This is a genomic window from Halolactibacillus alkaliphilus, assembly GCF_900115465.1.
Classification (GTDB): domain Bacteria; phylum Bacillota; class Bacilli; order Bacillales; family Amphibacillaceae; genus Halolactibacillus; species Halolactibacillus alkaliphilus.
Genome location: NZ_FOWN01000009.1, coordinates 11,651 through 24,334, shown reverse-complemented (window position 1 = coordinate 24,334; position 12,684 = coordinate 11,651). Strand labels below are relative to the sequence as shown.

At 38.8% G+C, this 12,684-nt stretch carries 12 protein-coding genes; 10 read left to right on the top strand and 2 right to left on the bottom strand.

Translation table 11 applies throughout. The features are described from left to right. Positions 1-82 precede the first annotated feature (82 nt). The 6 genes from BM163_RS05590 (at position 83) to BM163_RS05560 (ending at position 5,327) form a co-directional block, all read left to right on the top strand. Complete coding sequence (locus BM163_RS05590) at positions 83-1,237, top strand: CapA family protein (RefSeq protein ID WP_089801034.1); 1,155 nt, start codon at positions 83-85, stop codon at positions 1,235-1,237. A gap of 481 nt (positions 1,238-1,718) precedes the next feature. After that, complete coding sequence (locus tag BM163_RS05585; RefSeq protein WP_089801032.1) at positions 1,719-2,546, top strand: DUF368 domain-containing protein; 828 nt, start codon at positions 1,719-1,721, stop codon at positions 2,544-2,546. A gap of 68 nt (positions 2,547-2,614) precedes the next feature. Next, positions 2,615-3,106 (top strand): GNAT family N-acetyltransferase, encoded by a 492-nt coding sequence (locus BM163_RS05580; protein ID WP_089801030.1) that lies wholly within the window; start codon positions 2,615-2,617, stop codon positions 3,104-3,106. Between the two features lie 551 nt (positions 3,107-3,657). Next, on the top strand, positions 3,658-4,137 hold the full coding sequence (locus BM163_RS05570; protein ID WP_089801025.1) for a MarR family winged helix-turn-helix transcriptional regulator: 480 nt from the start codon (positions 3,658-3,660) through the stop codon (positions 4,135-4,137). Positions 4,138-4,307: 170 nt separating this feature from the next. Then, a complete protein-coding gene (locus tag BM163_RS05565; protein ID WP_170243665.1) occupies positions 4,308-4,544 on the top strand; it encodes a glutaredoxin family protein in 237 nt (78 codons plus the stop codon). A 57-nt stretch (positions 4,545-4,601) separates the two neighbouring features. Further along, complete coding sequence (locus tag BM163_RS05560; protein WP_089801021.1) at positions 4,602-5,327, top strand: alpha/beta hydrolase; 726 nt, start codon at positions 4,602-4,604, stop codon at positions 5,325-5,327. A gap of 59 nt (positions 5,328-5,386) precedes the next feature. On the opposite strand, the gene BM163_RS05555 is transcribed toward BM163_RS05560, so the two are convergent. After that, positions 5,387-6,259: a DegV family protein gene (locus tag BM163_RS05555; RefSeq protein WP_089801019.1), complete on the bottom strand. Its 873-nt coding sequence runs from the start codon at positions 6,257-6,259 to the stop codon at positions 5,387-5,389. A gap of 473 nt (positions 6,260-6,732) precedes the next feature. Here BM163_RS05555 and cshA point away from each other — a divergent pair, with 473 nt between their 5' ends. Further along, positions 6,733-8,217 (top strand): degradosome RNA helicase CshA, encoded by a 1,485-nt coding sequence (cshA, locus tag BM163_RS05550; protein WP_371859488.1) that lies wholly within the window; start codon positions 6,733-6,735, stop codon positions 8,215-8,217. A 558-nt stretch (positions 8,218-8,775) separates the two neighbouring features. On the opposite strand, the gene BM163_RS05545 is transcribed toward cshA, so the two are convergent. Further along, entirely contained in the window at positions 8,776-9,561 is a 786-nt protein-coding gene (locus BM163_RS05545; RefSeq protein ID WP_089801015.1) for a rhomboid family intramembrane serine protease, read from the bottom strand. Positions 9,562-9,698: 137 nt separating this feature from the next. On the opposite strand from BM163_RS05545, the gene acpS reads away from it, so the two are divergent. From acpS to BM163_RS05530, 3 genes are all read left to right on the top strand, one after another. Next, positions 9,699-10,082 (top strand): holo-ACP synthase, encoded by a 384-nt coding sequence (acpS, locus tag BM163_RS05540; protein ID WP_307725325.1) that lies wholly within the window; start codon positions 9,699-9,701, stop codon positions 10,080-10,082. Between the two features lie 43 nt (positions 10,083-10,125). Then, a complete protein-coding gene (locus BM163_RS05535; RefSeq protein WP_089801013.1) occupies positions 10,126-11,610 on the top strand; it encodes an NAD(P)H-hydrate dehydratase in 1,485 nt (494 codons plus the stop codon). 75 nt (positions 11,611-11,685) lie between these two features. Continuing rightward, on the top strand, positions 11,686-12,642 hold the full coding sequence (locus tag BM163_RS05530) for a LolA family protein (RefSeq protein ID WP_146876959.1): 957 nt from the start codon (positions 11,686-11,688) through the stop codon (positions 12,640-12,642). Positions 12,643-12,684 lie beyond the last annotated feature (42 nt).

The window sequence follows — 12,684 nt, the reverse complement described above, 5'->3', positions numbered from 1 at the left end:
AACTTTTTACGAATGAAGATAAAAGAAAAAGGGAAGAGAGAGAGTAGGAAATGCATCATTATACACAGAAAGAGGTAAAAATATGATGAAGTTTTTTAAAAAGATCAGTTGGTTATATATCATCTTACTTTTTGTCGTGGGCTGTAGTGAAGTTTTTACTGGAGAAGGACATGATGTGAATATCAAACGAGAGATAAAGGCAGTTGAGAAAAAGGTTCCTGATGCTCTCATCACGAGGCGTGTGCGGCTAGGTGGTTTTGGCGATGTGCTGATTCACGGAAGGGTATATGATGATGCACGAGTAAATGGTGGATTTGATTTTACCCCTATGGTGGAACCATTAATGCCATACATGTCACGATACGATATACTGACAGCAAATCAAGAAACGATGATTGGTGGCGTGGCGCATGGTCTGTCAACTTATCCTAGATTTAATAGCCCAAAAGAAGTCGGGGACTTACTTAAATATATGGGGGTGGATATCGTTAATTTAGCAAATAATCATACACTTGACCGAGGGGAAGCAGTTATTCAATCGGCTCTTAAGCATTGGGATGCCTTAGATATCCCTTATATAGGAAGTTATAAAGATGAAACAGACCAACAAGAGTTACGCTTAATTGAAAAAAATGATATCCGATTTGCTTTTTTAGGTTACACGTATGGAACCAACGGTATACCTATTCCTAACGGAAAAGACCATCTTGTATCGATAATTGATGAAGAACAAATGATCATGGATATAAAAGCAGCAAAGAAAGTAGCTGATGTTATTGTTATGCATGTGCATTTTGGCCTTGAGTACGAACGTATGCCAAATAATGAACAGAAAAGACTTGCGCAAGCAATGATTGATGAAGGGGTCGATGTTATTTTCGGTCATCATCCACATGTCTTACAGCCAGCGGAATGGATAGAGCGTGAAGATGGAAGTCGAGGCTTTGTCATTTATTCTCTTGGCAACTTTTTATCCGGTCAAGACCAATTGTATCGTCAATTAGGTGGTATTGTTAATATAACAGTAGAAAAAACAGGGAATCGTATTCAATTGAAAGATCCGGAGATGTTGCTTACTTATGTTGATTTTAATTTAACGCCTAAACGAGATTATCGTGTGTATCCGTTAAGTGACGTCACACATGAGATGCTTACGAATCATAAAACAGTTGAAGAAGAATTAAAACAACATTATCGGCAGTGGTTACCTGACATAACGTTTATTGGAAGTGATTGAATTGATTTTTTTAACACTGTATTATTATATATAAGACGAGCACTCATTTTCTCTAGGTGGTGAGGTGACGTCCTGTAAAAGGTCATGCTTAGTCAAGCGTGGCTTTTTGGTTTGATTAAACCTAGAGTGAGGAGATTCACTTTTCAATAAAATGTTTAACAAGAGCTACGTTGTGGTTATGAATGAAAGACGAATATAAATATGAAGGGTTACAATGAGGTGGAAATTACGTAAGATATGGGTGCGAGTTCACATTTAATTCGGAACGCTAGCAGGAGAATATAAAGATTGAAAGGATTACTCGTTAAGTGAATTTGAGCGTGATGCATACTTTAGTTGCTATTTTAAATAGTGGAGCAAAAGCTGTTATATTTAGTATAGGCAACGTGTGTCTGTTTTGACTATCACTGAAGCGCTATTTTTGTTATAATTAGGAACGGTTTAGAATGATAACTATTAAAACTTGAGGAGCTATGTACATATGGAGTGGAAAAATATTTATCGCGGCATGATGATGGGAGCTAGTGATGTTGTTCCTGGCGTGAGTGGTGGGACAATTGCCTTGGTCTTAGGGATTTATGATCAATTGATACTATCAATTAATGGTTTGTTCAGTAAAGAGTGGAAAAAGCATTTAGGGTTCCTCATACCATTAGGATTAGGTATGGTGACAGCCATCCTTTTATTAGCTCAGGCGATTGAGTGGTTATTTGAACATTACCCACGCCCGACACAGTTTGCTTTTTTAGGGCTTATTTTAGGTGTGTTACCTTATCTGTTCAAAAAGGCAGATAGTAAGCATCAGTTTAAAACTTTGCACTATCTTCTGTTAGTTTTAGGTGTTGGACTTGCGGCTATGATGGGATTTTTAAAAGGGGATGAAAGTTTTATTATTGAAAATATAACACCAAGTGTCTACGGCTATTTATTGCTTGCGGGATTTATTGCTAGTACTGCAATGATTTTACCTGGAATTAGTGGGTCGCTTATTTTAGTTATTATGGGTGCTTACGGAACGATTATTAATGCTGTAAATGAGATGAAATTAGATATATTATTCGTTGTCGCTATAGGGATTGGCTTTGGTTTAATAACTATGAGTAAAGTGATTAAATTCTTTTTGACGCACTACACTTACGCGACTTACGCCGTTGTAATTGGACTTGTCATTGGCTCTATTTATGTCATATTCCCGGGGTTACCTACTACCCTTGGTGATTGGTCACTTAGTGTCATTGCCTTTGGTTTTGGATTGAGTCTTGCCTATATGCTCGGTCAGATGGAGTATCAAGAAGTTATTAAAGAATAATTGAGTGAGGTATGATCTTTAGATCATGCCTCATTTTCAAAAGTTTTAAGACAAAGGGGTGTTGAGCAATGATTAGGCTAGCAAAGGAAGCGGATGTCGCTCAAATTATGTCTATCGTTGATGAGGTTATTATGGAGATGCATGCGCGGGGAAGTGAACAGTGGTCGAAAGACTATCCCACGAGTAAAGATTTCAAGCGAGATATTGCTAAACAAGAGTTATATGTATATGAAGAAGATAACCAGGTTGTTGGCATGTGTACATTAAGTGAGAAAGGTCATGAAGAATATCGATTGATTCCCTTCACAACCTCCCAGGCGCTCACCATCAAACGTCTGGCCATCTGTAAGTGCTATCGACACCAGGGGGTTAGCGAGCAATTTATTACTTTTGCAACAGCGCTTGCTCATAAGAAAAAGAAAGAGGCATTAAATGGTGATACATTTAAAAATAATTTAGCTGCTCAACGGTTCTTTTTGCGTCATGATTTTTCTTTTATCGCTGAGCGACCAAACGATTGTGATGATGTGCCACTTTATTATTATGAAAGACGTATATAAGGATAGGATAGTCCACGATCAAATGAACACCAGATGAGGAAGTGGAGGTATGTTGTAGCAGTTTTAGCAGAAGAAAATGTAACAGTGAAGCAAGGAGAACAACTTGCACTAAATCAGTTTGATTTATTGTTAATTTGGCAGGTAATCGGTGTCGGCGTGTGTGATTGTCCTTTGTTAAAAAAGTTTATCTATCTAGACAAGGAAAGTGGTCACGCTATTATAGAGGTGTATCACCCTTTATACTTATATTTTTGGTTGGTATGATGATTGGATTTTCTTATTTACTCTATCCAGGTGAATTTACAGTTTTAGAATCCTTTACATTTCTTATTATCACGGTTATATTAAATCGTGACTGGATAAATCGAACGATATAAAAATAAATGGGCAAACGTCTAGAAAGACGCTCGTATTTTCGTTATTTGTGATGTGGTTTATTGGTTATGCGACAGTGTATCATACCTATTAAACGATAATGATCAGTGCCTCTTTCGTGATTGTCGGTCTAACAGCTCGTAAGCTGATTTCTAATAGAAGTAGGAGCGAAGTAGATGGAACAAGATAAACGAGAATATCAAAAGAAAAAACAAGACCCTTCACTCAAGTTATTTGTCGTGTTATCAAAGGCGTATCGCTCGGTTAGCGATCAAGTAGCCAACGACATTAGAAGTAAAGGACTTAACACGACAGACTTTGGTGTATTAGAGTTGTTGTATCATTCAGGTGATCAGCCGCTTCAAAAAATTGGTGACAAAATACTTCTTGCGAGTGGAAGTATTACGTATGTTGTAGATAAGTTAGAGAAAAAAGGATTAATGAAGCGGACGCAATCAGAAAAAGATCGTCGTGTGACGTATGCCTCCATTACCGAAGAGGGAATAGCGTTGTTAAATGCGATTTTTCCAGATCACTGGAAGCAAATTGAGCGCATCACTGATGGTCTAACGGAAGAAGAAAAACAACAAGCAATTACATTGTTGAAAAAATTAGGTTCATATGCCGATGAATACCAAAAAGAAAACGAATCTTAATTCCTAAGATTCGTTCTTTTTATGTTTAAAAACTAGACAATATGGCTATATAACTAATAGCTTAATTAACTTGACTAACATTTATTGAAGGCTTAGCCCTTTAAATTAAGTAGAGGATGGATGTGTTTATCGCCATCAAGAACTTACAACACGGTACGGAGGGGAAAAGGATGGAAAATCAAGTCGTTGTTTACATTAGTGATGCTTGTGAGGAATGTGAGCGTATGGTTGCCTTACTTGATAAGGAAGATGTTGAATATAAATTGAAAAATATATCTGAGAATAAGCAACACCTTCACGATTTACAAAAAGAACACATCTATGCGACACCAGCCTTATTGATAAAGGGGAAAAAAGTTCTAGGTTATCAAGAACAACGAATCAAGCAGTTACTCATGCGACTATAAAAGACAAAGCCGGCCACATGTTAATGGGCGGTTTTTTTAAAGAGAAGAGGAATGGAAATGATAGGTGTATTATTAATACACGGCTTTACAGGTGGGCCTCATGAACTGGAGCCGCTGGTAGCTACACTAAGAAAAGAAACCGATTGGTTGATTGATGTACCGACATTACCAGGGCACGGCTTAGATTTAGATTTAACACCTTATCGCTATGAGGATTGGATTATGACGGCAGAATCAGCTTATCATCAACTGAAAGAAAAAGTGGACACCTTATACTTGGTTGGGTTTTCTATGGGCGGTATGATTGCCGGCTATCTCGCGGGTAAATTCGGAGCAGACAAACTAGTTATGTTATCACCTTCAAGAAAGTACTTGAATTTGATTAAATTAACAAAGGAAGTTAGCTTACTTCTTAAAGACCAACTGTTGGGCGAGCTTGAAGAGAATTTCACGTATAAGTTGTACCACCATAAGCGCGGAAAAATACCAATGAAAGCTTATCTTGAGTTTGTGAAATGCATGAAATTCACAGAACCGTATTTAAAAGAGATTACTTCACCTACGCTTGTGTTACAGGGGATAGAAGATGGTTTGGTTCCTTATCAAACGACTCATGCGTTAGATAAGGAAATCCCAGTAGATATCGATGTGATTTATTACGCAGATTCTAAACATATGATTTGTTTAGGCGATGATCAAGATGTTGTGGTTGGAAGTGTGTATGATTATTTGTTAAGACAAAAGAGTGAGACTTGTGAATTAACTGGTTTAGAGATTGAATGATATTTTAAAACCGGTCTATCTGTCTTTTACGTAAGGGCAGATAGACCGGTTTAAGCTACTTACTTTTTATTTGTGTGCGTCATATCACTAAAGAATGACATAACCAAGGCACCTTTTCCAGCGTGTGCCGCAATAACTGGACCGGTTTCAGCTTGATAGAATTTTTGGAATGGATAATGCTTTTTAACAATGTCTAATACTTCATCACATTTTTCTTTAGCATAACCATGAGTCATCGTGAATGTCTTTTCAGCAGGGTCTTTAATGTACTCGCCGATTAACTCATGAAAACGACGGTGTGCTTTTTTGGCGCCACGTACTTTTTCTAGTACATCAATTTTACCTTCCTCACTCGCATGTAGAATGAGATTGACCTTTAATGTTTTGGCAATTGCGCCTTTTGTTTTGCTTAAGCGACCGCCACGAATCAAATTGTCAATTGTTTCGAGTAAAAAGACGGTGCGTAAGTATGGGACGCGCTTTTCTAAATGAGCAACAACCTCTTTAACATCATGTTTTTCTTCAATGAGCTTGACGGCATCATCCAGCATGAGAATCATGCCGCTTGAAGCGGATTTAGTATCAATTAAATAAATCTCTCGGTCTGGTTCTTCTTCAAGCAGTTGTTCTTTTGCCATTACTGCGTGGTTAAAAGACGCGCTGACGCCACTTGAAATACTAATGTGAACAATTGGTTGGCTCGCATCTACTTCCTTAAATGTCTCGTAATAGTCTTGCGGTGAAGGTGCAGCAGACTGAGGGAAAACGTTCCCTTGTTCTACTCGATCTAAAAATTCTTTTGTTGAAAGCGATGTTGATTTAAATTGTTCTTCACCAAAGCGGACAAAAAGTGAGACAACTTTGACGTTCCACTCATCTTGCAAGTGTAGGGGTAAATCTGCGCCACTGTCTGTTGTTAATTGGATGGTCATGATGTTCACCAAACTTTCATCGTATTTTTATAACTAAAATAATATTCTGACTTTAATAGTATAAAAAAAACAAACAAAATGCAAGGATTTGCGTAAACAGTGCTATGTAAGCTATTACATTGTGATGATTCTTTACGTGCATTTCAAATAAATCCTGGTAAGTCAAGCTTTATTCGGTGTTTTATGCTAGATATTCTATTCAAGATATGATAAGATGGTTTTATCCATTGAATGCTCGTAACCAAGCCGCTTCTGATTTTTAAGGGTCGGCTTTTTTTCACGTTAATATAACGCTGGTCTTCAACAACACCAGTTAGTTTACCTATAGATTTGTGGTAAATGTGAGTTATTAGGGTAAGCTAATATATGAAGATATTATTTAACATCAGCTACGCCGTTTTCATTTGAACGTGTAAATAGTGTTAACGTGTCGTAACGATTCCGATGAGATATAAACAAAAAGGAGAATGACTTTGGCAACATTTCAATCATTAGGTATTTCAGATGTAATTATGAAAGCTCTCGACAAGATGGGCTTTGAGGAAGCAACACCAATCCAGGAACAGACAATCCCGCTCGGACTTCAAGGGAAAGATGTTATTGGACAAGCACAAACAGGTACAGGTAAAACGGCGGCATTCGGTATTCCGATGCTTGACAAAATTGATCCTAAGCAACGTAAAATTCAAGGGCTTATCGTTGCGCCAACACGTGAACTTGCAATTCAAGTATCAGAAGAAATTCACCGTTTAGGAAAATTTAAAGGTATCCGCACATTGCCAATCTTTGGTGGGCAACCGATGGACCGACAAATTCGCGGTTTAAAAGATGGTCCGCACGTTGTTGTTGCAACACCAGGACGTTTACTTGACCATATCCGTCGTAAAACGATTGATACACGTTTCGTTCATACTGCTGTATTAGATGAGGCAGATGAGATGTTAAACATGGGCTTTATTGAAGATATTCGTGATATCTTAAAACAAATCCCTGAAGAACGTCAAACTCTCCTCTTCTCAGCAACTATGCCGAAAGAGATTCGTCAGATTGCGCAAACATTGATGCGTCAACCTGAAGAAGTAAAAGTACAAGCGAAAGAAATGACAGTGGAAAATATTGAGCAGATCTTTATTGAAGCACATGAAAAACAAAAATTTGATGCTTTAACAAATTTACTTGATATTCAAACACCGTCTCTTGCGATTATTTTTGGTCGTACGAAAAAACGTGTAGATGAAGTCACCGAAGGTCTTCAAGCGCGTGGTTTTAAAGCTGAAGGTATTCACGGTGATTTAACGCAAGGTAAACGTATGAGTGTGTTAAATCAATTTAAGAATGGCCGTGTCGAGATTCTTGTTGCAACTGATGTTGCCGCACGTGGACTTGATATTTCAAACGTGACACATGTGTATAACTTTGATATCCCGCAAGATCCTGAGAGTTATGTTCACCGTATTGGTCGTACGGGTCGTGCTGGTAAAACAGGCGTGGCGGTGTCATTTATTACGCCAAGAGAAATGCCACACTTACACATTATTGAAAAGGTAACAAATTCAAAAATGAATCGTATGCAATTACCAAGCTACGATGAAGCTAAGCGCGGTCAACAACAACTGGCTGTGAATAAATTAATTCGCTCAATTGAGAAAAAAGGTTTAGATGATTATCGTGAAACAGCAAGTGAATTACTAGATGAATATGATTCAGTTACACTTGTTGCGGCAGCACTTAAAATTATGTCAAAATCACGTCGTCAAACACCGGTAACATTATCATCAGTCCAACCGTTAAGCGTTAAGCGCGGTGGAGGCGGTGGAAAAGGTAAGGGCAAAGGGAACTATCGTGGAAAAAGCAGTAGTGACAAAGGCCGTAACTTTAACCGTAACAATAGTAAGGGGCGTAACCGTAAGTTTAATAACAAACGCGGTTCAAACAACTCAAATAGCAGTAAGTCATAAAATGAAAATCACATGTGCCAGTTCTTTAAGAACTTGCGCATGTGATTTTTTATTTCAAATACAATAAGGTAAATAAGGGGTTTTAGCCATTAATGGCTAAAACCCCTTTGCATACATAATATAAAACATGGCACTTCTTTAGTGGAGTTGTTCAAATTGAATAACGAAGCGACTGTTAGGTAAATACTCGACTTGATAAAAGGTGTTATCTTTTGGATTAAAAGTCCACGGATTTCTTTTGTAAACGGTGTTATCTAACTTAAAATCAATCGATCCGCTAGCGTGATACACTTGTGTGACTGTGCCGGTGGCTGTCTGTGTCGTGTTGTTTAGCGCTTAATGTAAATCCAGATACAATAAGAAAACGTGATAATAAAAGATGTAAGTAATAAAGAGACTAAAAATGATAACGAAGAGCCACTAAAATCGCCGTTCTTTCTTTTTAACTAGTCGTATAACGAGTCTACCTAATATTAAAAAGGTCACAATGAAAAAAAGACTCGATAATAACAAGTAACCTAAAAAAATATAGCATTATGCCTCCCTCCTTCGTGTTAGCTAACGAAAGAACGGAAGTATGATGGGGCCAATGAGGCCTAACGCCGCAAGTATAATGAGTGCCCACCAAAGTAAAGCAGAAATATTACCGTTTAGTTTAAACCGCCGTCTTTTTTGCCATCGGTTCGGATCGAAATTCACACCGCTATGATGTTGTCGACGCGGCCTAGGTCTTGGTCTTTTGTAGGGGTTCACATTATTTACAAGGAGCGGTCCGAAGCTAAATCCGCCGATTAAACCGAACACATGACCTGGTATACTCACGTTGACTTGAATAAACGTCATAATTAAACCGATCATGACGTAACTCAACACGAGTTGTCTACTAGCTGGGTCGATAAGTCCTGGTGTGAAGAAAATCATGTAAACAATCAAACCGAGTAATCCGTAAATCGCGCCACTTGCTCCAAGTGACAGCGTTGTTGAGTCCATGGCAATAAGATAGCCAAAAACATTGGCAAAAATGCCTGCACCTAAGTAAAGGGTAATAAATTTCAGCTTTCCTAGCATCTGTTCTAATGCAGGACCAAACAACACGAGGGCGAATGAATTAAATAATATGTGTGTAATCCCCTGCCAATCATGCAAAAAGATAGGGGTTACCAGACGCCAATACTCCCCTTGATTAATAAGCGCGTTCATGCCAATACCTTCATTTAGCAAGGTAAACCCAATCGAGGTTTGAAAATACACTAATAACCAGATGACTACTTGAATGAAGACGATACTTGAGACAACTGGGTAGTACCGAATAAAATCACGAAATGATTCAGTTCTAAAAAACATAATGAGGCTCCTTTTTATCTTAAATAAGTTTTGTTACGCTTTCTATCTGAAGTATACCTAAATAACCGCTTGACTTGCAAATCTGATATACTAATATTAAGAATAAAAGCTCAGATCGCGAGGAGAATGCGCCGTTAATGACGCAAATAAAGGAGAACTATATGATACAGGGAATCGGGATTGACATAATAGATCTACATCGGATAAAAAAACTTATCAAGCGTAATCCGCGCTTTATAACGAAAGTATTAGCAAGTAAAGAACGCGTATATTATCACACATTAGTATCAGAAAAACGTAAGGTAGAATATGTTGCTGGACGCTTTGCAGCAAAGGAAGCGCTTGGAAAGGCACTGGGTACCGGTCTTGGCAAATTGTGTTTTACTGATATTGCTGTTTTAAATGATGACTCTGGAAAGCCAGTGTTGTATTTTCCAGGCGATCACCTTTATCACGCACATGTCTCGATTTCTCATAGTGACACGTCTGCTGTGGCAAACGTGGTTCTTGACTCATATTGAGTGATGATTGGACATAGATTACAGTAAAGGCAGGAGGAAGCGTATGAAGTGTTTGACGAGTAAGGAAATGACGCAAATTGACCTCACAGCAATGAAAGATTACAATATGCCAGGCGATATGTTGATGGAAAATGCTGGTCGATCCATTGTTGCGCAAATTGAACCTGATATAGTAAAGCGCGATCAGATTGTGGTTGTGGCAGGGCCGGGTAATAATGGTGGCGATGGTTTCGTTGTAGCACGAGAACTCTACAACCGGGGCTATCGTGTTAAGCTGATTCAAACTGTCCCGAATGAAAAAATCACAGGTGATGCCAACAAACATTTCACTATTCTTAAAAAATTCGGTGTGCCTATTGTAACTTCAATGTCTGAGGCAGAGCACGAGCTAAAAAGTGCCACCCTCGTAATCGACGCGCTTTTTGGTACAGGCTACGTTGGGCCAATGCACGAACCGATCCAAAGCTATGTCGATCTGATGAATCAGATCTTAGCGCCAATCTATAGCATTGATGTGCCTAGTGGTGTGAGTGAGGACGTTGACTCAATGACGGTGGCAGTTAAGGCGACGAAGACACTAATCATTGAAGCACCAAAGGTGACTGCTTATATTGAAACAACAGCGCCTTATTATGGAGAGAAGACGATTGTATCAATTGGTTTACCTTATGCAGCATTTCATTCGATTTCACGAACGGTTTGGCTAGCACCTCAAGTGCAAACGTCGTTAATGCCGCGACAACAATTTGGCCATAAAGGAACATATGGCCATGTCTTGCTTGTCGGTGGCAATGTCGCGATGCCTGGAGCAGTTCAGTTAAGTGCACTCGGTGCAGTTAAATCTGGCGCAGGTCTTGTGAGTGTGATGACGGATGAGGCGACGTGGCCTTATTTACAATTACCATATGAAGTTATGCGAACATCAGTGGATTATATAATGAATAAGGACTTCTTATCTAAATATCAAGTGATCGCCTTTGGTATGGGTTTGGGGATTGACGATCAAAAAGAGCGTATGTTGCATCAGTTACTAGAACAAGACGTGCCATTACTTATTGATGCAGATGGTTTAACTCTCCTTGGTCGTGATTTAAGGCGTTTAGAAGGCAGAAATAGTCCAACGGTTTTAACGCCTCACCCTAAGGAATTTGCCATGTTATCTGGTCACAGTGTAGCAGCAATTAAAGTGAATCCCTTTAGTGTGACAAAATCATTTGCAAAAAAACATGGTGTATTCCTTATTTTAAAGGGGGCTAACACGATTATCACCTCACCCAGGGGTGAGCAAATTGTTAATACAACAGGTAATTCTGGGTTAAGTAAAGGTGGTAGCGGTGATCTACTTAGCGGGATATGCAGTGTTAGAATGATGCAAGATAAGCCCTTATTATCAAGCCTTGCTAATGGTGTCTTCTTGCACGGTGCCGCATGTGATTTTGCGATTAAACAAGCCTATACACCTTATGATGTGACACCAACAGATGTTGCCGGGATGTTAGGAGAAGCTTTTCGAACCTTTATCGAATGATCCTGCCTGAATTATTCAGTGATAAAGGATGTGGACATCATAGAACGACGACATATTTATTTAATTAGCATATGTGTGCTGTTATTTCTCTTGTTAGGTTGTCAATCGCTAGATGAAGAAGATGTGTACCATGAGGTTATTCGTGTAGGTGATGAGGCTACGACTTATGAAGCTCAGGCTTTGATGCGTATATTGACTGGTGATGGTGAGGAAGAAATAGCTTTAACGATTCGGCGAAAAGATGACCTTTACCAAGTGCAGTTAATTGATGGTTTGCGTGGGCTCGATCAAACACTTGTGAGGAATAAAGAAGGTGTGTATCTATTGACGGACAACGAAGCGCCTGAACTGTTCCGTATGGATTGGCCGAACGACCGACCACAGTTATATTTATTGACAGCTATTGTTGATACGTTAAGAACACATCCAGAGGCGGCTTTTGAAGAAATCGATGGAGGGTATCAGTTTAGTGTTAATGCGCCATTGCGAGAAGATCCTGATTTAAGCCAGCAAGAAATAATTTTTGATAAAAAAACCTATTTGCCACGTACAATCTTGGTGACGAACGTAGATGAAACGAAGCAAATTATGATTGAGTTTCAATCCATTAACGTGACACCGGATTTTAAAGAAGAGATTTTTGATGTAGAATTAGATGATACACGCGATGAAGTGGACCTTGAAGATGAGCAAGAATCACCACATGAAGGCACCGTTGGATGGTATTATCCTACTGAAACATTTAATCAGCGCTTGACTCAAACCGAAGAAAAAGAAGTAAATGGGAAAAATGTTGTGATGATGACTTACAGTGGTGACAAACCTTTTACATTTATTCAAACCAAAAGAGGGCAAACGACATCCAATGAGGGAGTGCTAACGGTGATTAAAAATGATGATACTTTTACCTTGGATGCGAGTGGTTGGGTATGGTCAAATCCATCGACAGACTTTTATGTTGCCTCAGACCATTTGACGATTGAAGAAAAAGAAACGATTGCAACGTCTGTTGAGTGGATAGCAGATAAATAATAAACGTTGGTGCACTAAAACGATATATAAACAGGTGTATTG

Bases quoted from the DNA above. Each gene is read 5' to 3' on its own strand.
- BM163_RS05590 (WP_089801034.1), top strand. From the start codon at position 83: ATGATGAAGTTTTTTAAAAAGATCAGTTGGTTATATATCATCTTACTT.
- BM163_RS05585 (WP_089801032.1), top strand. From the start codon at position 1,719: ATGGAGTGGAAAAATATTTATCGCGGCATGATGATGGGAGCTAGTGAT.
- BM163_RS05580 (WP_089801030.1), top strand. From the start codon at position 2,615: ATGATTAGGCTAGCAAAGGAAGCGGATGTCGCTCAAATTATGTCTATC.
- BM163_RS05570 (WP_089801025.1), top strand. From the start codon at position 3,658: ATGGAACAAGATAAACGAGAATATCAAAAGAAAAAACAAGACCCTTCA.
- BM163_RS05565 (WP_170243665.1), top strand. From the start codon at position 4,308: ATGGAAAATCAAGTCGTTGTTTACATTAGTGATGCTTGTGAGGAATGT.
- BM163_RS05560 (WP_089801021.1), top strand. From the start codon at position 4,602: ATGATAGGTGTATTATTAATACACGGCTTTACAGGTGGGCCTCATGAA.
- BM163_RS05555 (WP_089801019.1), bottom strand. From the start codon at position 6,259: ATGACCATCCAATTAACAACAGACAGTGGCGCAGATTTACCCCTACAC.
- BM163_RS05545 (WP_089801015.1), bottom strand. From the start codon at position 9,561: ATGTTTTTTAGAACTGAATCATTTCGTGATTTTATTCGGTACTACCCA.
- acpS (WP_307725325.1), top strand. From the start codon at position 9,699: ATGACGCAAATAAAGGAGAACTATATGATACAGGGAATCGGGATTGAC.
- BM163_RS05535 (WP_089801013.1), top strand. From the start codon at position 10,126: ATGAAGTGTTTGACGAGTAAGGAAATGACGCAAATTGACCTCACAGCA.